The organism is Phytohabitans aurantiacus (assembly GCF_027923225.1).
Taxonomy (GTDB): domain Bacteria; phylum Actinomycetota; class Actinomycetes; order Mycobacteriales; family Micromonosporaceae; genus Phytohabitans; species Phytohabitans aurantiacus.
In genome coordinates this window covers 33,555-52,228 of sequence record NZ_BSDI01000010.1, presented here as the reverse complement: position 1 = coordinate 52,228, position 18,674 = coordinate 33,555, and the positions used below count along the sequence as shown (strand labels likewise).

The 18,674-nt window shown below is 71.8% G+C and carries 29 protein-coding genes and 1 tRNA gene; all 30 read left to right on the top strand.

Annotated features, from left to right (window positions below; genetic code table 11):
• The first annotated feature begins 1 nt into the window (after position 1).
• The 30 genes from QMG73_RS13375 to QMG73_RS13230 all read left to right on the top strand — a co-directional run bounded on the left by QMG73_RS13375 (position 2) and on the right by QMG73_RS13230 (position 18,659).
• Positions 2-727: a hypothetical protein gene (locus tag QMG73_RS13375; protein ID WP_281895210.1), complete on the top strand. Its 726-nt coding sequence runs from the start codon at positions 2-4 to the stop codon at positions 725-727.
• Entirely contained in the window at positions 727-906 is a 180-nt protein-coding gene (locus QMG73_RS13370) for a hypothetical protein (protein WP_281895209.1), read from the top strand. The genes QMG73_RS13375 and QMG73_RS13370 overlap by 1 nt, the downstream gene beginning before the upstream one ends.
• The gene (locus tag QMG73_RS13365) at positions 903-2,327 is read left to right on the top strand and encodes an ATP-binding protein (RefSeq protein WP_281895208.1); all 1,425 of its coding nucleotides are present in this window, start codon (positions 903-905) and stop codon (positions 2,325-2,327) included. Before QMG73_RS13370 ends, QMG73_RS13365 begins: the two co-directional genes overlap by 4 nt.
• Entirely contained in the window at positions 2,324-4,249 is a 1,926-nt protein-coding gene (locus QMG73_RS13360; protein ID WP_281895207.1) for a UvrD-helicase domain-containing protein, read from the top strand. Before QMG73_RS13365 ends, QMG73_RS13360 begins: the two co-directional genes overlap by 4 nt.
• Entirely contained in the window at positions 4,242-4,697 is a 456-nt protein-coding gene (locus tag QMG73_RS13355; protein ID WP_281895205.1) for a hypothetical protein, read from the top strand. The genes QMG73_RS13360 and QMG73_RS13355 overlap by 8 nt, the downstream gene beginning before the upstream one ends.
• The gene (locus QMG73_RS13350) at positions 4,690-4,923 is read left to right on the top strand and encodes a hypothetical protein (protein WP_281895204.1); all 234 of its coding nucleotides are present in this window, start codon (positions 4,690-4,692) and stop codon (positions 4,921-4,923) included. The genes QMG73_RS13355 and QMG73_RS13350 overlap by 8 nt, the downstream gene beginning before the upstream one ends.
• The gene (locus tag QMG73_RS13345; protein WP_281895203.1) at positions 4,920-5,096 is read left to right on the top strand and encodes a hypothetical protein; all 177 of its coding nucleotides are present in this window, start codon (positions 4,920-4,922) and stop codon (positions 5,094-5,096) included. Before QMG73_RS13350 ends, QMG73_RS13345 begins: the two co-directional genes overlap by 4 nt.
• On the top strand, positions 5,093-5,287 hold the full coding sequence (locus QMG73_RS13340) for a hypothetical protein (RefSeq protein WP_281895201.1): 195 nt from the start codon (positions 5,093-5,095) through the stop codon (positions 5,285-5,287). Before QMG73_RS13345 ends, QMG73_RS13340 begins: the two co-directional genes overlap by 4 nt.
• Positions 5,284-5,730, top strand: a complete 447-nt coding sequence (locus tag QMG73_RS13335) for a hypothetical protein (protein ID WP_281895199.1) — start codon at positions 5,284-5,286, stop codon at positions 5,728-5,730. Before QMG73_RS13340 ends, QMG73_RS13335 begins: the two co-directional genes overlap by 4 nt.
• Before the next feature lie 52 nt (positions 5,731-5,782).
• A complete protein-coding gene (locus QMG73_RS13330; protein ID WP_281895197.1) occupies positions 5,783-6,697 on the top strand; it encodes a hypothetical protein in 915 nt (304 codons plus the stop codon).
• Positions 6,697-6,969, top strand: a complete 273-nt coding sequence (locus QMG73_RS13325) for a hypothetical protein (RefSeq protein ID WP_281895195.1) — start codon at positions 6,697-6,699, stop codon at positions 6,967-6,969. The genes QMG73_RS13330 and QMG73_RS13325 overlap by 1 nt, the downstream gene beginning before the upstream one ends.
• Positions 6,966-7,190 carry a hypothetical protein gene (locus QMG73_RS13320; protein ID WP_281895194.1) on the top strand — a complete coding sequence of 75 codons (225 nt, stop codon included), beginning with the start codon at positions 6,966-6,968 and terminating at the stop codon, positions 7,188-7,190. The genes QMG73_RS13325 and QMG73_RS13320 overlap by 4 nt, the downstream gene beginning before the upstream one ends.
• The gene (locus tag QMG73_RS13315; RefSeq protein WP_281895193.1) at positions 7,187-8,578 is read left to right on the top strand and encodes a hypothetical protein; all 1,392 of its coding nucleotides are present in this window, start codon (positions 7,187-7,189) and stop codon (positions 8,576-8,578) included. Before QMG73_RS13320 ends, QMG73_RS13315 begins: the two co-directional genes overlap by 4 nt.
• Positions 8,571-8,852 (top strand): hypothetical protein, encoded by a 282-nt coding sequence (locus QMG73_RS13310; protein ID WP_281895191.1) that lies wholly within the window; start codon positions 8,571-8,573, stop codon positions 8,850-8,852. The genes QMG73_RS13315 and QMG73_RS13310 overlap by 8 nt, the downstream gene beginning before the upstream one ends.
• Positions 8,849-9,022, top strand: coding sequence for a hypothetical protein (locus tag QMG73_RS13305; RefSeq protein ID WP_281895189.1), 174 nt, complete (start codon positions 8,849-8,851; stop codon positions 9,020-9,022). The genes QMG73_RS13310 and QMG73_RS13305 overlap by 4 nt, the downstream gene beginning before the upstream one ends.
• Positions 9,023-9,033: 11 nt before the next feature.
• Entirely contained in the window at positions 9,034-9,330 is a 297-nt protein-coding gene (locus QMG73_RS13300) for a WhiB family transcriptional regulator (RefSeq protein ID WP_281895186.1), read from the top strand.
• A gap of 3 nt (positions 9,331-9,333) precedes the next feature.
• Complete coding sequence (locus tag QMG73_RS13295) at positions 9,334-9,939, top strand: hypothetical protein (RefSeq protein ID WP_281895184.1); 606 nt, start codon at positions 9,334-9,336, stop codon at positions 9,937-9,939.
• 89 nt (positions 9,940-10,028) lie between these two features.
• The gene (locus QMG73_RS13290; RefSeq protein ID WP_281895183.1) at positions 10,029-10,187 is read left to right on the top strand and encodes a hypothetical protein; all 159 of its coding nucleotides are present in this window, start codon (positions 10,029-10,031) and stop codon (positions 10,185-10,187) included.
• 79 nt (positions 10,188-10,266) lie between these two features.
• The gene (locus QMG73_RS13285) at positions 10,267-11,013 is read left to right on the top strand and encodes a DUF2786 domain-containing protein (RefSeq protein WP_281895182.1); all 747 of its coding nucleotides are present in this window, start codon (positions 10,267-10,269) and stop codon (positions 11,011-11,013) included.
• Positions 11,014-11,080: 67 nt separating this feature from the next.
• Positions 11,081-11,332, top strand: coding sequence for a hypothetical protein (locus QMG73_RS13280; protein WP_281895179.1), 252 nt, complete (start codon positions 11,081-11,083; stop codon positions 11,330-11,332).
• Between the two features lie 108 nt (positions 11,333-11,440).
• Complete coding sequence (locus tag QMG73_RS13275) at positions 11,441-11,647, top strand: hypothetical protein (RefSeq protein ID WP_281895176.1); 207 nt, start codon at positions 11,441-11,443, stop codon at positions 11,645-11,647.
• Between the two features lie 4 nt (positions 11,648-11,651).
• On the top strand, positions 11,652-11,870 hold the full coding sequence (locus QMG73_RS13270; RefSeq protein ID WP_281895174.1) for a hypothetical protein: 219 nt from the start codon (positions 11,652-11,654) through the stop codon (positions 11,868-11,870).
• Entirely contained in the window at positions 11,867-12,106 is a 240-nt protein-coding gene (locus QMG73_RS13265) for a hypothetical protein (protein ID WP_281895172.1), read from the top strand. Before QMG73_RS13270 ends, QMG73_RS13265 begins: the two co-directional genes overlap by 4 nt.
• A gap of 267 nt (positions 12,107-12,373) precedes the next feature.
• On the top strand, positions 12,374-12,652 hold the full coding sequence (locus tag QMG73_RS13260; RefSeq protein WP_281895171.1) for a hypothetical protein: 279 nt from the start codon (positions 12,374-12,376) through the stop codon (positions 12,650-12,652).
• 24 nt (positions 12,653-12,676) lie between these two features.
• A tRNA-Met gene (locus QMG73_RS13255) sits at positions 12,677-12,749 on the top strand.
• A 139-nt stretch (positions 12,750-12,888) separates the two neighbouring features.
• The gene (locus QMG73_RS13250) at positions 12,889-13,416 is read left to right on the top strand and encodes a helix-turn-helix domain-containing protein (protein WP_281895168.1); all 528 of its coding nucleotides are present in this window, start codon (positions 12,889-12,891) and stop codon (positions 13,414-13,416) included.
• Complete coding sequence (locus QMG73_RS13245) at positions 13,406-14,707, top strand: PBSX family phage terminase large subunit (RefSeq protein ID WP_281895165.1); 1,302 nt, start codon at positions 13,406-13,408, stop codon at positions 14,705-14,707. Before QMG73_RS13250 ends, QMG73_RS13245 begins: the two co-directional genes overlap by 11 nt.
• 44 nt (positions 14,708-14,751) lie before the next feature.
• On the top strand, positions 14,752-16,545 hold the full coding sequence (locus QMG73_RS13240; protein WP_281895162.1) for a phage portal protein: 1,794 nt from the start codon (positions 14,752-14,754) through the stop codon (positions 16,543-16,545).
• A 3-nt stretch (positions 16,546-16,548) separates the two neighbouring features.
• Positions 16,549-18,459 carry a phage minor capsid protein gene (locus QMG73_RS13235; protein WP_281895159.1) on the top strand — a complete coding sequence of 637 codons (1,911 nt, stop codon included), beginning with the start codon at positions 16,549-16,551 and terminating at the stop codon, positions 18,457-18,459.
• Positions 18,456-18,659, top strand: a complete 204-nt coding sequence (locus QMG73_RS13230) for a hypothetical protein (RefSeq protein ID WP_281895156.1) — start codon at positions 18,456-18,458, stop codon at positions 18,657-18,659. The genes QMG73_RS13235 and QMG73_RS13230 overlap by 4 nt, the downstream gene beginning before the upstream one ends.
• The last annotated feature ends 15 nt before the right edge of the window (positions 18,660-18,674 follow it).

Below are 18,674 nucleotides of genomic sequence, written 5' to 3'. Positions count from 1 at the left end.
GATGCCGACCACCGAGATCACCCTCGCCCTGGCCCTCACCTGCGGCGGCATCCTCGTCGCGATCGCCGGGATGCTCCGCCCCGAGCCGCTCATCGTCCACCGGGGCGGCGCCACGATCGGCTGGTCCCCGGCCGCCGACCTCGCGGAGGTCGCGGCGGCCGCCGCCGAACGCCCGGCCGACCTCGACGGCGACTACAGCCCGCACCACCTGCGCATGCACCTCGCGGCCAAACACGGCCTGCCCGAGGCCCTGGACTGGGACGACGAGTACGCCGAGAACGTCCACCGCGCCGAGCACCAGCGGCCGGAGGTCCAGGCGCGGCACAGCATCCTTGAGCTTGGCTGGACGCCCAGCGCCGTCGACCGGGCCCGCCGCTCGCTCGACGAGGCCGACGACCGGCGTGTCGTCGCCGGCGGCTGGCGCGACCTGATCCAGCCGCCCGCCGTGGACGACCTGGCTGCCTCGATCGTCGAGGCGCACGTCGCCACGGTGCACCCAGGCGAGCCCTGCACCGATGTGGACGGCCGCTGTGTGGCGGTTACCGGCCCTGATCTGGCGGTCCTGACCGAAGCCGCGGCCGCCGTGCCGCCGATCGTGCGGGGCAGGTACCGCGGGCATCACCGCGAGGACACCGTCGAACTGCACGTGGTGCCGGACGGGTGGATGCCACCGGTCGGTGCCCGCCGCCTCGCCGCGATCCTCGGTGACACCCAGGCCGGTGCCTGATGACCGACTTCTCCGTCCCGCGGACGTTCACGATCCCGCTCGCGCCGTGCGGCGAGGTCTTCGCCGGCGAGGACTGCGGCTGCGGCCGCACCGCCGAGGAGGTCGCCGCTGAGGTGGCCGCCTACGAGGCGTGGCTCGCTGCCCAGCCCGTCACGACCAGCCCGGAGGCAACCCGATGACCATGCCCAACTTCACCTTCGTCGAGGCCACCAAGAAGGAAGCCAAGGCCCGGATCGCCCTCGACGGCATCTCCGGCAGCGGCAAGACCTGGACCGCGCTGACCATCGCGTCGGCGCTCGGCACCCAGATCGGCGTGATCGACACCGAGCACCGCTCTGCATCGAAGTACGCCCACATCTTCAAGTTCCGCCACCTGCCGCTGGACAGCTACGACCCCCGCTTCCTGATCGCCGCCCTCGCTGCCGCCGGCGACCAGGGCATCGACGTCGCCATCATCGATAGCCTCTCGCACTTCTGGATGGGCACCGACGGCATGTTGGAGCAGGTCGACCGCGCGGGGAAGCGCGACGGCGGCCACGGCATGTCTGGCTGGAAGGCCATGCGCCCGGTCGAGCGCCAGATGATCGAGGCCATGCTGGCCTTCCCCGGCCACATCATCGCCACCCTTCGCGTCAAGAACGACTGGGTCGAGGGCGAGGGCCGCAACGGCAAGCGGCAGATGGTCAAGGTCGGCACGAAGGCCGAGCAGCGCGAGGGCCTCGAGTACGAGTTCGACGTCGTCGGCACCCTCGACGACTCCAACACCCTCGTCGTCAGCAAGTCCCGGTGCCCGCAGCTCTCGGGCGCGGTCATCCAGAAGCCGGGCCTGGACTTCGGCCACACGATCCGTGAGTGGTTGGAGGAGGGCGAAGCCGGCGGCCCGACCGTCGCGGAGTTCCGGGCCCGCGCACTGGCCGACGGCGCGACGCGCACCGAGCTGCTCGCTCTGCACACCGAGGCCCGTGCGGCTGGCTTGCTGGCCGCACCGGTGCTGGACGCGGCCGGCGCGGCGGTGTCGCTGGGCGAGCTGATCGTCCACCTCGGCAGGCAGGCCACCCCGCCGGCCGCTGCCCCGCCGGAATCCGCCGCGTCGACGCCGGTCGAGCCTAGCCAGCAGGCCGGGGACGACGCCGCCACGGAGCGAGTCGCGCCGAGGGTCGGTCCGGACCCGCTCAAGCTGCGGGACTGGGCGCTGGACTCAACGCGAACCGCAGTGAGCGTTCGCGCGGCCGCCGACAAGTTGCGAGCCGACCACCCGGCGGTCGCCGACATTGAGGTGACCAACGAGGTCGGCGACCCGGAGAAGATCGGCGCGCTGCTGGACCGGCGCGCGGCCGAGCTGGAGCCCAAGCCGGCCGCCGTGGCGCAGCCCAGCCAGAAGGACATCGACCGCCGCCAGAAGCGCATGTTCGCCCTGTTCAACGAGCTGGGGTACAGCGGCGAGGGTCAGCGCGAGAACCGCCTGCGGATCTACTCCAAGGTCCTCGACCGCGAGGTCCGCTCCACCAAGGAGCTGGAGCTGGCCGACATCGAGCGCGTGATCACGGCGCTGGAGGACCGGCAGCAGCGTACGCAGCAGCGTGAGGCGGTGCCGGCGTGAACCGTCCGAAGCACCCGCCCACAGGCGAGCAGCGGGCCGTGATCGACGACTTCCGCGATGGGGAGTCCCTCGTGGTGGTCGCCGTCGCCGGCGCTGGCAAGACCACCACGCTCCGGTTGGCGGCCGAGGAGGACCAGGCCGCCAACCCGGGCCGACGGGGCCTGTACGTGGCGTACAACGCACCGCTGGCAAAGGAGGCCCGCGGCGCGTTCCCCGCCTCCGTCGACTGCCGCACCGCCCACAGCCTGGCGTTCGCCACCCACGGCCGGGACCTCGCGCACCGGATCGGCGCCCCGCGTATGACGGGCAAGCAGGCGGCCGAGGTCATGTTCGCCGGCGGTCGGTACCGCGAGACCAAGGTGCTCAACGGCCCGGTCGAGGTGGCCGCCGACGTGATCCTCACCCCGGGCCAGATGGCCCGGCTGGCGCTGGACACGGTGGAACGTTACTGCCAGTCGGACGCCGACCAGATCGGCCCCCAGCACGTGCCGGCCGTCAACGGGATCGACGGCCGGCACGCCCGCGATGCATTCACCAGCCTCGTCGTACCGATCGCCGAGCTGGCCTGGAAGGACCTGACGCACCCGCGTGGCCGGCTCCGCTTCCAGCCGGACATCTACCTCAAGATGTGGGCCCTTTCCAAGCCGCGGATCAGCTCCGACTTCATCCTGTTCGACGAGGCCCAGGACGCCAACCCGGTCCTTTCCGCAGTGCTGCGCGCCCAAGCCCACACCCAGCTCGTAGCGGTCGGCGATCCGTACCAGCAGCTCTACGCGTGGCGCGGCGCCGTTGACGCGCTCGCGACGTGGCCCGCCGACCGTCGGCTCACTCTCGCCCAGAGCTTCCGCTTCGGCCCGGCCGTGGCCGAGCGTGCGAACGAGTGGCTGCGGCTGCTCGGCGCCGAGCAGCGCGTCATTGGCTTCGACCGCATCGCCTCCACCGTGGCGCCCCTCGACCAGGCCGACGCGCTCCTGTGCCGGTCCAACGCCGGCGCCATGGCCCGCGTGATGGACCACGTCGAGGCCGGCCGCAAGGTCCACCTGGTCGGCGGCGCATCGGAGATCAAGAGGTTTGCCCAGGCCGCCCTGCGGCTGATGGACGGCAAGCGGGCCGACCACCCCGAATTGGTTGCCTTCGACTCCTGGGAGGCGGTGCGCGAGTACGCCGCCCTCGACGACGGCGCCCAGCTCGCCACGATCGTCAAGCTGATCGACGACCACGGCCCCGACAAGATCGTCAAGGTTGCCGACAGCCTCGCCTCCGAGACGGGTGCAGAGGTCACCGTCTCCACAGCGCACAAGTCTAAGGGCCGCCAGTGGGGCACCGTTCAGGTCGCGCCGGACTTCAAGGAGCCGTTCCCCCGGCCGTGGCCAGACCGGGACAGCGGCCGCTACGCCCTCGTGCTGGACGCGGCCGAGCTGATGCTCCTGTACGTCACCGTCACCCGCGCCGTCGACATCCTGGACGACTTCTCGACCCGCTGGGTGGAGCGGCTCCACGACCACGGCGTCCCCGTAGTGGTGCGCGGCGCACCCGGCCACGGTATCGAGCGGCAGCGGATCGTCGCGAAGGTGCACCCGCCTGCCGCGATCATGCCCGACGTCGACGACAGCGCTCTGTACCGGGTAGACCCGGACCCCTCCGACCAGGCCGGGCCGTTCGGCGCTGGCCCGGCCAAGGCAGAGCCGCCCGGCCCGGCACTGGCCGAGCTAATCCGCGAGGCGCACGGCTTGGCCTCCCTCACCGACCTGTGCGGCGACCTGGTCGACGAGCTGTACGAGTTGGCTGACCTGGACGAGCCCGGCGACCTGCCACCGCTGCCGGCGCCCGAGCCGGAACGCGCGTACCCGGAGCCGCTCGCGCCCGGCGAGTACCCGGCCTGGATGACCACCAAGCAGCGCGCGCTGGTGACCCATGGCTGACATCGTCGAATTCCCTGGGGTCGGCCCGGCACCGGCCCCAGGCCCGGCCGACTTGGACGCCATCGGCGACCGGTACACCGCGTTGTGCGAGGCCCGGGAGCGCGACGAGACCCTCACGGTTCGGCTCCTGGCCCTCGCCGTCGCGGAGGACGTGCCCGTCCTGCGGGACGAAGTCGGCCGCGTGGCCCGGGAGCGCGACGCTCTGGCTGCGGACATCGCCCACCTTCGCGGCCAGCTTGCCAGCGTACGGCGCGACCTGGCCCACGAGGTCCGCAACGTCGTCGACCTGATGGAGATCCGTCCGGTTGACGGCTGCCGCCACATCAGCCCGGTCGACGGCCTGTGCGCCCACCCGGCCGCGATGACGCCGGAGTGCGGCCCTGGCGTGGACTGCCCCGAGCTGGCCCGCCTGCTCCAGCTGGGCGGCTACGGAGACGGCCATGGGTGACCCGCTCAAGCCGGCCAAGGTCGCCATGGGTCTCGAGGTCTGGGCCATTGGTACCGCCCGCGAGCTGGAGTGGCTCCAGGCCGCGCTGGCCGGCATCGGCGTCGTCGTGGTGCCGACGAACGACGCCGGCCGGCCCACGCCGACCACGTCGACGCCGCTGGGCGGGGCTGACAAGGGACGGTCGCGGATCTACCACCGCGTGCACGTCCGGGAGCGTGCGTCATGACGAAGGGCCGCGGCTGTGAGGGCAAGCAGGCCCAGCCCACCCGCAAGGCCGCCCTCGCACAGATCACCAGCCTCGTACGCCGCCGCGGGGCCCTCAGGTCCCGGTACCAGGTGTACCAGTGCCGGCACTGCGGTGCCTGGCACATCGGCCACGGTCCCCGGGGCAAGCGATGAGCCGCCGCCGGCCCCCGGTGACGCCGGTCTTCGCGTCGGTGTGCATCTACCAGCCAGACCCAGACGCACCGCCCGACGCCGACGGCGACCAGCCGTGCACCTGCCACATGCCGCACAAGCACCCGCGCCACCGGCTCCCGCCCGCGCCCGACGTGCCCGACCGGCTCGGAGAACGCGAGGACGACCGGTGAGCGGAGCCTTCGCACTGCGCTGCGTCTGGCCCATCATCGACCAGACCTTCCACCGCTCCGAGCTGATCGCGGAGGCCGCCGACCTGCTACCGGCGTACGCCGCCGAGGCCGGGGCCATCATCGCCGGCCCGGTCGAGGAGTGGGACATCCACGACGCCGCCCAGGAGCCCGGCTGGGAGGCGTACCCAGGGCCGGTGCTGGTCGCCGTCATGCCGGCCCGCCCTGGCCCGGTCGCGCTGGCCAGGGTCGCCCTCGATGACGACGAGGTCCGCCGGCTCCACGCCCAGGGCCTGAGCGACGCCGCGATCGGCGCGCAGCTCGGCGGCGTGCCTGGGTGGCGAATCAACACCGCACGCCGCCGTCTCGGCCTGGCCGCCAACTTCCCACCCGTTGGCCGCCCCCGTGCCGCCGCCGCCAGGGCGTCGCCGCCGGCCGCCGCGTAGTGGGGCCGACCCACATCCCTCACAAGATCGACACAGAAACAGGAGCCACGGGGTGACCGACGACAGCGCCACCGTCCGCGACTGGACCGACGTCCTGGCGCGAGTCCGGTTCGGCACCGTCAAGGTGGCCGGCAAGAACATCACCGGCGCCACCATCAAAGCCGTCGCCGCACGCTGCGCCGCCTACGCCGACGCCGACGGCACCCGCGTCCGCCCCGGCCTCGCCCGCCTCGCCGTCGACCTGGAGCTCCACTTCGGCTCCGTCAAGCGCGCCGTGCAGCACCTGGCACGACTCGGCCTGCTCCGCCTCGTCCGCCCCGGCGCACGCCCCGGGCACGCCGACGAGTACCGCCTCGCCCTGCCCGTCGACCTCCTCGACCGGATCGACGTGTGGACGCCCGCACGGCACCGCCTGGAGGTCGAGCGCATCCGCGACGCGAACCGCGGCCGCTACCCCGGCCGTCGCGACCCAACGCCCGGACAGGGTGACCTGCTGGTCCCAGAGGGACCCGCAGAAGAGGCAGACCTGCTGGTGCCAGAAGGACCAGCAGCCCTCAAACCTGCTGGTCCTTCTGGGACTGACATCGGGGCACCTGCTGGTCCCTGTGGGACTGACCTGCTGGTCCCACAGGGACCAGCCACCCACCACGGACCTAGACACAACCCCGACCAGCCAAACCACCACAGGGTTTCCACGGCCGCATCAGCGTCCGCGCGCGACGACTTCCCCCAAGATCCATCTCCCGTCGCAGAACAGGCCGAGCAGACCCCCACGCACTGCCCCGACCACCCCGGCCTCGCCGCCGGCCGCCGCCCCGACGGCAAGCCCGCATGCCCCCTCTGCCGCCGCGGAGCACCACCCACCCCAGCACCCCACGACCGAACCGACGACGACCCCGAGGCCGACGAGATCCGCGCCCAAGTCCGCCGCGCACACCTCGCCCTCCTCCAGCCCAGGAGCGCCTGATGATCGGCACGATCTACCTCCTCCACTTCGACCGCCCATACCGCCACGCCCGCCACTACCTCGGCTGGGCCCGCGACCTCGACGCCCGCCTCGCCCACCACGCCGCAGGCACAGGCGCCCGCCTCCTCGCCGTCGTAGCCGCCGCAGGCATCACCTGGACCCTCGCCCGCACCTGGACCGGCACCAAGACCCGAGAACGCGCCCTCAAGCGCCAGGGCGGCGCCTCCCGCCGCTGCCCCCTCTGCGGCGTCACCCCACGGACCACCCGATGACCCCCTACCTCACCGCCCGCGAGCGCGCCGCCCGGCAGTCCGCACAGACCGCGATCGCCCGCGCCCAAGCCCACGTCCACCGACCGTCCACACCAGACCCAGACGAGGAACTGGGCCGCCTCTACCCGTACGTCGACCACACCCGAGCCCGCGAAATCCGAGCCGAACTCGACGCCACCGACGACGACTGGTGGCCAACACCCACACAGGAGCACCCATGACCGACGAACAGCCAGCCACCCTCGCCGACGACCTCCTCGACCGCATCAAGACCGCCGAGGAAGCCCGCGACCAGGCCCTCGCCCGCGTCGAAGCCGAGACCGCACGAGCCGCACGAGCCGACGCCAGGCACCTCACCGCCAGCAACCGCGCAGGCAACTTCGCCGCCGAACGCGACCGCCTCCGGGCCCGCCTGGACAGGCTGATCACCGCTGCCCCGGCAGCCGACCACGCCCACCGCCAGTTGCGCGCCATCCGCGAAGCCCGAGCCCACACCTGCGAACGCGACTGCACCGAAGGCGGCTGCGACTTCGACCTGGCCGGCTTCCTCGACCGCGTAGACGAGATCCTCGCCAACAACCAGGACGACCGCCTCGACCTCGTCTTCGACCGTGACCCCGACTGCGGATGCACGCCACCGTGCGGCCACGGAACCTACCGACTCGCCGGCGGCCCCGGTTCCTCGCGTCGCGCGCAAGACGCCCTGGTGCTGACCTGGGACTGGTGTGAGCAGCCGGACGTCAACCATCTCCATTCGCTGCTCGCCGAGCTGACTGGCGGCCTGGTCCACGTTTACGCACCGGAGACGGGCACAGACGACTGCGCCTGGGTGTTCGCCACCCGTCCGCTGACCGACAAGGAGGCCCGGGATGCGCTGGAGGCCGTCGACGAGCCCTGCTGCACGGGCATCACTGTGCCGCGCTGGGCGGGCAGCGAGCCGCAGGAGCCGGACCACGACCCGGACTGCGCGTTGCGTCCGGTCTCGGCGATCCCGGCCCGCGTAGAGCCGTCGCAGGGGCAGGAGATCCCCGCCGAACAGCTCCAGGCGCTCCTCACCGAGGCAGCCACCCGCTTCACCCCTGACGCCAACCGCCTGCTCGCCACCAGCGGTTACCGCATCGGGTTCGCGGCCGCGCTGGGTTACGAGATCACGGTCGAGGACGGCCGCGTGGGTGCCGGCGACCGCCCAGAGCCGGCCGCGATCGCCCCCGAGGCAGCGGAGGCCGCGCGCAAGATCGCCGACGCGCTCCAGGCCGCCATCGACGAACGCGACACGGCCCGCGCCGACCTCGCCCAGGCGCTCGCACTCCTCGACGGCCGCTACGCCATCCGCCTCACCGTCGGCGGCCCCGGCCTCGACCGCTGGCACGGCGACGCGCTCGTCGGCGCCTTCGCCACGGCCGACACCGCCCGCGAGATCGGCCAGGTCCTGGCCCATGCCCTCGCCGACCATGTCGGTGTCCGTGTCGATGCATCCCTCGTCGAGCTGCCCCGCCAGGTCCGCCGTGGTGGCCCGGTCAGCGCAGGCGGCCCTGTGATCGTCGGGGAGCGGCCGGTCGACCTGATGGACCGCACCGCCCGCTGGCCCACCGGCGGCCACCGTGGCTGAGCGAGCGTGGGTGGTCGAGGTCAACGAAGGCGCCGTCGAGGCGTCCAGTCCGGCCGGCGCCAACTGGTGGTGGAAGTTCCGATCCCGCTTCGAGGGGACCGGCGGCCGGCTCCGCCAGACCAAGCAGCCGTGCGTGATCGGCGGTGTGGTCGAGGTGGCGTGCGACGACAAGGAGCACGCCGAGTCCCTCGCAGCCACGATGGTCAACGTCGGGAAGCTGCCGCGCGGCGCCGTGAAGGTGCGGCGTGCCGCGCCTGCTAAGGCCACTCGATGATCCGGGTCGCCGTAGCGGTGGGGGCGGCCGTCGCCGTCCTCATCGCCCTGGTCCTCGCCTACGCCGCCACCGCCGAGGCCCGCTTCGACCCCGCTAGCGCGATCCTGCTCGCCCTGGCCGTCGTGTGGATCGGCCAGGTCCTCGTCGCACTCTCCCGCCGCATCCGCTGACGGAGGCCCCAATGCCCGCGATGCCCAACGACCTCGTCTCCGCCCGCAGGTGGCCACCGGTCGCCGGACGCCGCGATCTGGCCTGCAACCCGGACAACGCGAGCGCCTTCTACTCGCCGGACAGCCGCGGTTTCTCCGACTACAGCCGCGCCCTCGCCCTCTGCTGGCGTTGCCCCGCACGCCGCCCCTGCCTCGCCTGGGCCCTGGACACGGAGCAGCGGCACGGCGTCTGGGGCGGTACCACGCCGACCGATCGCGCCGCGATGCTCACGGATCGCGCTGCGCTCGCCGACCTCGCCCGGGAGTAGCCGATGCACCCGCACCAGCTCCACGCCACCACCGTCGCCTGCTCCCTGCACGCCGCGCGCCTCGTCCTCGACACCCTCGTCGCCCGCGAGACCGCCCAGAACGTCGCCGACCAGCTACCCGCCGCCTCCGTCCTCCGCTCCACCGTCTGGGGCACCCGCATCACCACCGGCGGCCACGGCGACCCCACCGTCGGCGCGATCGCCACCCTCGACCAGCCGACCCGAACGACCTGGTGGGCCGAGCTGCGCGCACGATCCGATCGGCGCCTGGGCTGGATCGCCGACCGGGCGGCCCCAGGCCCCGGGGACCTGCTGCACCGCATCGCCGCCCGCATCCCCGCGCTCCCTGCCGGCGCCGCAGCTGTCGTGGCCCAGCACCTGCGCGACGAGGACGCCTGGCTCCGCGACGCCCTGGCCCTGCCCGTCGACGAGGGGCTGCTGCTGCCGCGTGTCGAGTGCCCGGCCTGCCAGGAGCGGCTGGTCTACCGCGCGCCGGGGGACGTGCTGGTGTGCCGGGCGCAGGCCTGCCGCTGTCGGGGCGAGGGCTGCGGGTGCGGGATGTCTGCGCTGGTGGAGGGCCTGGTCCACGTGTGGCCGGCGCTGATGTGACTCAGGTCACCCTTGAGGACTTGTCACCTTAGTGGGGACGTGTCATACTAGTGGGGACGGCAAGACAGGAACCCACGAAGGAGCCCCAGATGACCACCACCGCCCAGACCGAGATCCACTACCGCAACCTCGGCACCGGCCAGATCAAGACCCTGACCGTGCCCACCAGCCAGGCCGAGGACGCGATCGACATGATCCGCAACTCCGACACCCTGGAGTACTGCTCCGCCTACCCGGTCGAGAACTGAGCGCCCCTGGTGGGGCCCGCCACGGCGGGCCTCGCCAAGGCCGCTCAGCCCAGCCCATCGACCCACCAGAAGGAGCACGATGACCACCACCGACGCGCCCGAGAAGATGCTCGCCCGTATCCGCGCCCTGCTCACCAAGGCCGAAGACCCGGCCGCCACACCGGAAGAGGCCGAGACCTACACCGCCAAGGCCGCCGAGCTGATGGCCAAGTACGGCGTCGACCGCGCCATGCTCGCCGCCGCCGACCCCACCAGCGACACCCCCGGCGACCGGATCATCACCGTCCAGGCGCCGTACGCGCTGGACAAGCAGCGCCTGCTGTCCCAGGTCGGCATGGCGCTGGGCTGCAAGACCGTCCTCAAGCGCGGCTGGGACGGCCGCTACTCGGTTCACCTGTTCGGCTACGCCAGCGACCTGGAGCGCGTCGACATGCTGTTCACGTCGCTGCTGCTCCAGGCGGTCAACGGCATGACGCAGACGTGGGTGCCCTACGGGGAGAGCGCGGCCGCGTTCCGCCGCTCCTGGCTCGCCGGCTTCGCCGCCATGATCGCCCGGCGACTCCAGCAGGCCGAGCAGCGCGCCGCCGCGAACGCCGCCCAGGAGCGCGAGCAGACCGGCACCGGCGGCCCGTCCGTGGCCCTGGTCCTCGCCGACCGCGCCACGGTCGTCCAGCGCAAGCTGGAGGAGGCGTACCCGAAGCTCGGCAAGGCCCGCCACCGGAAGCTGTCCGGCAGCGGCTACCGCGATGGCGTCGAGGCCGGCCGCCGCGCCGACCTCGGTGGTCCTCGCGTCGGGAACGGTCGTCGCGCTGCCCTCGGTGGCTGACGACACCATGCGCACCGCCCGGCCGCCACCACGGCCGGGCTTGCGCCGTCTCTGGAAGGATGCCGCCATGCCCGCCGACCCGAAGCTGCTCCAGGCCCTCACCGACGCGCACGCCGACCGCCTCGCCGCCACCCGGCGCGAGTTGGAGGCTGTCGCCGCCCTCCGCAACGCCGGCGCCACGTGGCAGGAGATCGCGGACGCGGTCGGTCTGAAGACCCGGCAGCAGGCCGAGAAGAAGTACGGGCGCGTCCTCGTCCAGGAGCAGTCCGCCCGGTGGAGCGTCGCGCCCGACGCCGCGGAGAGCCTCCGACTCGGCTAGTTGATCTTGATCAAGCGCGCACCATAATGCGCCTTTTGATGCATAAGCACTCAGCCTGTGTGAGCGCACCGTGAGTAAAGACCTCGACCCACACGCCAAGCTAGACACATGACCACGCCAGCTCTTGAGCCCACCGGCCGGGACGATGCCGTCGACCGGCTCACCCTCGCCGCCGCCCGCCTCCTCGCCACCGCGACGCACCGCCCCACCGAGGTCACCGTCAGCCTCCGACAGCTGGACGGCCTCGCCGTCGCGGTCGAGCAGCTCGCGCCCGGCCTGGTCGACCGCGTCCAGCACGGGGCGCAGCTACCCTGACCGCATGAGCTACCAGGTCATCGCCAATACCACCTGGACCCTTCTCCGCGGCACCGACATCCAGGTCCTTCACGCCGAGGGCCACAACGTGCCTGTCGACGGCGACGAGGTCCTCATGGCCCTGGCCAAGAGACGGCTCGACAACCCGGATGCCAGCGAGGTGTCGGTGCCGACGTCGAGCGGCACGACCGTGACCCTCCACACCCGCACGGTGCCGACATGATCACTGTGGACGGCCGGCGATACGGCACCCGCGACGAGATCGCCCAGGCGCTCGGCCCCGACGTCACCGCGGACATGGTGCGCAACTGGGCCCGTCGCGACGGCCTCCCCAGCCACCTCGCCGGCGGCGTGGCGTACCACCCACTCGACGAGGCCGCCGCGATCGAGGCCCGGAAGCGACTCGCGACACGCGGGCGGCCGCGGCGAGTTGACGTTGGCGGGACGCTGGCCGCATGATTTGACCACCCACGGCGACTAGGTGGGGTGTGTCCAGCGCCGAGCACGGCGGCGATCACCGCGTGCGAAGACCAACGTACGTGCAGCCCGGTTGAGCACCCAGCTCCCGGGCTGTCGTCGTTCCTAGGACTCCCATTTTGATGATCGAGGGGTGCGCGGCTGGGAGAACCCCCGCCCTACGGGGCCTGTGGGTTCGGGGCTGCCACCACGTACGGGCCTGAACGGTGGCCCGCGCACCCCTCACCCCTTCCAGAGAAGGAGCGGCTCATGCTGCCCACCATCGGCCGGATCGTCCACTACACGCTCAGCGAGCAGGACGCCGAAGCCATCAACCGCCGCCGCGAGGACTTCGCCGAGGCACCCGCCACGAACACCGGCTTCGTCGGCCACGTCGGCAACCCTGCCTCCACCGGCGACATCTACCCGGCCATGGTCGTGAACACCTTCGGCGGCACGGCCGCCAACCTCCAGGTCTTTCTGGACGGCAATGACACCTACTGGGCCACGTCGCGGGTCGAGGGCGCCGATCAGGGAACCTGGGCCTGACCGCCTCGGGTCTGATTAGGACGGTGCGGGGTAGCGCAGCGGCAGCGCGCCGGGCTCATAACCCGAGAGGACGCCGGTTCGAGTCCGGCCCCCGCCACGACGCCAGGGGATCCCACGGTGGCCGGCGAGACTGGCTTGGGTAGCAGGTTCGAGTCCTGCCCGCCGGCCACCACAAAGCAGCGCGCAAGGCGCGTCGCCGCATAGCCAGGCTGGCCAAGGGCCGGCGGAGGTGCCCCATGGCCAGCAGCAACCGACGGCCGGTCAACGAAGACGACGAACGGCTCGTCGCCGAGCTCCACGCCGAAGGGCTGTCCCGCAACGAGATCGCCCGCCGCATCCACCGCTCCGGCCGCACCGTCTCCCGCATCGCCGACAAGCTCAACCTGTCGTTCGAGCGCGGCGACCAGGTCCGCGAGGCCACCCAGGCCCGCAAGGCCGACGCCCGCGCCAAGCGGGCCGCGCTCGCCGTCAGCCTGCTCGACGACGCCGAGCGGCTCCGGCAACAGCTCTTCGCGGCGTGCATGGTCTACAACTTCGGCGGCAAGGACAACACCTTCGAGCAGGCACTGATCAACGAGCCCAGCTTCCGCGACAAGCGGGACCTGATGGGCGCGATCGGCACCGCGATTGACAAGGCTGTCCGCCTCGACGAGTACGATGCCGACCCCGGCATCGACGCCGCCAAGTCCATGCTCGGCGCGCTCGCCGCAGGTCTCGGCGCCGCGTACGACCAGCTCAACCAGGCGACCTCTGATGACGATTGACGTCGACGCCGTCACCCGCAACCTCGCCCCGGTGCACGTGCGCTCCATCGTGGAGAGCACGGCCCGGCTGAACATCTGGCAGGGCAGCGTCCGGTCCGGCAAGACGGTCTCCAGCCTGCTCCGCTTCCTGATGGCCGTCGCGACCGCGCCCACCTCGGGGCGCGTGCTGCTGTTCGGGAAGACCCGAGAGTCGGTCAACCGGAACGTGTTCGCGGTGCTCACCGACCCCGCGCTCTTCGGTCCCCTCGCCCGCCTGACGAAGTACAACCCCGGCGCGCCCACCGGCACGATCCTCGGCCGCGAGGTCGACGTCCTGGGCGCCAACGACGCCAAGGCCGAGCCCAAAGTCCGCGGAATGACGCTGTGCCTTGCGTACGGCGACGAGCTGACCACCGTGCCGGAGGCATTCTTCACCCAGGTCCTGGCACGACTCAGCGTGGCAGGCGCACAGCTGTTCGGCACGACCAACCCGGACGCCCCGAACCACTGGCTCCGCAAGAAGTACCTCCTCCGCGGCCGCAACGCCGGCGGCACGGGCGAGATCAACCTCCACAGCTGGCACAGCACCATCGACGACAACCCGCACCTCGACCCGCAGTACGTCGCCGACCTCAAGACCGAGTACGTCGGCCTCTGGTACAAGCGATTCATCGAGGGCCGCTGGGTGCAGGCCGAGGGCGCCGTCTTCGACATGTGGGACGAGGACCAGCACGTCGTGCCTGTCCTGCCAGCGATCCACCGCTGGATCTCGCTGGGCATCGACTACGGCACCCGCAACGCCACCGCTGCCCTGCTCCTGGGTGTCAGCGGCCACGGCGTGCTGTACCTGGCCCGCGAGTGGCGCCACGACCCCGCCACGGCGCGGCGGCAGCTCACCGACCACAAGCTCTCCCAAGAGCTGCGGAAGTGGCTCGGCAACGTCGAGGTCGCGCCAGGGCTGAAGGGCGTAATGCCGGAGTGGCTGGTCGTCGACCCCTCGGCGGCCTCGCTGCGGCTCCAACTGCACGAGGATGGCCTCACGCCGGCGCTCGCCGACAACGCGGTGCTCGACGGCATTCGGCTCATGTCGTCGCTGCTGGGCCGAGGGCTGCTGAAGGTGCACAAGTCGTGCACCGGGTTGATCAACGAGATGCCCGGCTACAGCTGGGACGACAAGGCGGTCGAGCGCGACGGAACGGACGCGCCGATCAAGACGGATGACCACTCGATCGACGCTGCCCGGTACGCGATCAAGACGCCCGAGGTGCTCTGGCGGCCGTTGCTCCGCAGCGCCGTAGAACTCGCCGCTTGATCGACCGTCACAAATGAATGCCGGATTGACCGCATGCTCCTGCCATGCCTGCAAGCAGCAAGATCAAGCGCGTCGTCCTCTGCATCGTCTGCCTTCTTTCGCAGGAGGCCACCCCCCGACCGGTAGAGCACACGCTGCTCCCCACCACGTCGACCACCGTCACCGGCAGCGGCACCGGAATGCCGGACCACCTGATCTGGAAGGGAGGCCAGGCCGTCATGCCGATGCCCACCGAGGGCGCCTGGCCCCCGCCCGCGTACGTGCCCGCTTACGCCAGCTACAGGGACTGGGACGCCTGGTACGTCGGCAACACCGACCGCCTCCGCGACGTCTACAACGGCCGCGGTCTGACCAGCAACAGCCTTCCGCCGTCCCAGCGGGTACGCGCCAGCCAGTACGCCGGCGGACTCGTCGGCACCCTCTCCCGCTGGCTATGGGGCGCACCGCCGCCGCAAGGCCAGCGAGACGGCCGGCTCCACTGCCCACTCCCCGCCGACCTCGCCCGCACCGCCTCCAACCTCATCTTCTCCGAGCCGCCCAAGCTCACCGCGGACGATGTCGAGGTACAAACGCGGCTGGACCAGCTCGTCGACGACGGCCTCAACGCGACGCTCCTGCACGCGGCCGAAGCCAACAGCGTGTTCGGTGACGTGTACCTGCGCCCGGTCATCGACCGGGACATCTACCCCGACCGGGCCTTCCCCGACGTCGTCCACGCCGACGGTGCGCTGCCAACCATCCGCTGGGGTCACCTCATCGAGGTCACGTTCTGGTCGACCATCCTGCAAGAGGGCCAGACGGTCCTACGCCTGCTGGAGCACCACGACGTCGTCGGCGACCCCGGCACCACCCGGGTCGGGCGGATCACCTACGCCCTGTACGAGGGAAGCCCCACCCACCTCGGCCGCGCAGTGCCCTACACCGAGCACCCCGCCACGGCCTACCTCGCCGACCTGGTCGACGCCGAAGGCTCGCAGCCGACCGGCCTCGACCGCCTGGACGTCGTCCGCATCCCCAACGCCGGCCCGCAGCGCCTCTGGCGCACCGCGGCCGGCCTGAAGCACCTCGGCCAGTCCGACTTCGACGGCAACGAGCAGTGGTTCGACAGCGTCGACGAGGGCTGGACGCTGTGGATGCAGGAGCTGCGCCTCGCACGGGCGCGGATCTTGGTGCCGGACTACATGCTCCAGTCGAAGGGGCCCGGCCAAGGGGCCGTCTTCGACGCCGAGCGTGCCGTCTTCACCGCGCTGAACGCCCTCCCGGACGACAAGGGTGGCGGCTCCCCCATCACGATGACCGACTTCCCGATCCGGCACGTGGAGCACAAGGCCACCATCGACGCCCTGGTCGAGGTCGCCCTCCGCCACGCAGGACTGTCCAGCCAGACGCTGGGCGAGGAGGGCGAAGTCGCGGTCACCGCCACCGAGGTCCAAGCCCGCGAGCGTCAAAGCTTCACCACCAGGGGCAACCGGATCACCGGGGCGTGGCGGCCGGGCATCGCGAAGTACCTGGAGCTCCACCTGGCCGTCGAGCGCGCTGCGTTCAGGCGAGGCCCGGAGCCGATCCTGCCGAACGTCGAGTTTGGAGACAGCGTCAGCGAAGCACCCGAGACCGTGGCGCGCACGCTCCAGCTGCTCCACGCCGCCGAGGCGATCTCGGTCGAGACCAAGGTCCGCACCCTGCATCCGGACTGGGACGACACCCAGGTCAAGCAGGAGGTCGATCGGATCAAGGGCGACCAGCCAGCCCCGATCGAGGTTGGTGGGGCGCTGGGCGCGCTGGCCGGCAACGACCCGGACGAGCCGACCGGCGAGGAGGCCCCGCCAGGCGAGGAGTGATCCGTGGCGCTCACCGGCGACCAAATCGAAGAGATCACCCGCTCGGTGGTCGAGCTGTACCAGGGCGCTGAGCGGGCGATCGTCGAGCAGGTCACCCGCCAGCTCGCCGCCGGGATCGACGCAGCAGACTGGGCCGTCAACCGGCTCGGCGCCCTGGCGACCCTGCGGCAGGCTGTCGAGGCCATCCTCGCGGTGGTCCAGGACGAGGCCGCCGAGGCCATTCGGGACAGCCTCGCCGAGGCGTACAGGACGGGCTCAGGGGCCGCGACGACCGGTATCCCCGCCGAGGTGCTGCCCAGGAACCCGGCGGCCGTGCAGGCCGCCTCCGCAGTCGCCGAGACCGGTATCCGGGCGGCCGTGGTGGAGAACCTCGCTGTCGCCCTGGTCCAGGACATCGGCGCCAAGCACAGCAACGTCTTGAGGCACGTGCAGGACGTGTACCGGTCGGTGATCCAGCAGGCGTCTGCGGTCTCCGTCGCCGGCGGGATGACGCGGCGGCAGGCCGCCCAGTGGGCGTACTCGCGGTTCGTCGACCAGGGCATCGCGAGCTTCACGGACGCGGCGGGCAGGCAGTGGCGGCTGTCGTCGTACGTCGAGATGGGCACGCGCACTGTCACCCAGCGCGCCGCGGTGCAGGGCCAGACAGACCGGCTGACCCGGCTGGGCGTCGACACGGTGATCGTCAGCAACAGCCCGCGCGAGTGCCCCAAGTGCCGGCCCTGGGAGGGCAAGGTCCTCTCCATCTCGGGCAGGCTCCGCGGCCGCGTCGAACTCGAGTCCGCGGTCGGCCGGGGCACGGTCACCGTCGACATCGCCGGCAGCGTCGAGGAGGCTAGAGCGGCCGGGTTGCAGCACCCGAACTGCACACACGCGCTCAGGGCCTACATCGCCGGCGCTACCAAGGTCCCGACCGGCGACCTGTCCAACCCCAAGGGGTACGAGGCCAAGCAGCGTCAGCGCGCCATCGAGCGGCATATCCGGCGGTGGAAGGAACGCGAGCTCGCCGCCCTGGACGACGCTGGCAAGGCGACCGCGAAGGCCAAGGTGCGGCAGTGGCAGGGCGCGATGCGCGACCACCTCAAGGCCACCCCAGAGCTGAAGCGACTGCCGTACCGGGAGACGCCGGGGGCTGGCAATCTGCCGCGCCAGCGGCCCCCTGGTGGCGCCGCGCAGCCGGCTACACCGACGCCGCCCAAGCCCACCCCGACGCCCGCGGCCGCGCCCAAGCCGATGCTCGGGGACCGGGTCGCCGGCGGGATCACCGAACGGCGTCAGCTCGGCGGCGGCGTCATGGCCGAAACCGAACTGGTCACCCTCGCCGACGGCACCAAGGCCGTCCGCAAGCGCGCCAAGGACTCCTCCGGCATCCCGGCCGTCGACCAGCAGGACGCCGAGGAGCTGGGCGCCCTGGTCGCCCGCGCCACCGGCGTCCGCGCGCCGGAGATCCACCGGTCCGGCCGCGACGAGGTCTACATGGAATACCTCGACGGCGACGTCTTCGACGAGCTGGACGACGCTGCGGCGAGCGCGCTGATGGCCAGTGACGAAGGCGCACGGCTGGGCCTCGCCGACCTGCTCATGGGCAACGTCGACCGTAACGGCGGCAACCTGCTCGTCAGCGGCGGCCAGATCAGGGCGATCGACCACGGCGCGGCCTTCGCATTCGATGACGAGTACAACGCGCCCGGGCGGCCACCCGAGCTGCGAGACGACTGGTGGCGAGCGTTCGGAACCAGCGGGGGCGGCTGGCGCGACAATCCGCTCTCGCCGGCGGACATCCGCAGGCTCGATCAGCGGCTCCGCGCGCTGCGCTCCGAGTTCGAGCGACTGAGTCGGCTGGACTGGTGGGATGGGATGATGGGCCGGCTACGCGCCATCGAGCCGTACGCCAAGGGCAAGGGACTCCTCGGATGATCATCGAGTACGTATCGGTGAGGTCGGGCAAGGTGCTCGACCGAATCACCGTCGACGGCGACGAGATCTCCTACGAGACGGGCAAGGCCCGCCAGGTAGTCGAGGACGTGACCCGCCACCTACCCACCACCACGCCGGTCGCTGAGGCTCTCCGCAGCTGGTCCAACGGGTACACGCAGCTGCGCCCCGCCGAGCAGTAGCCCGACTCTTCACCC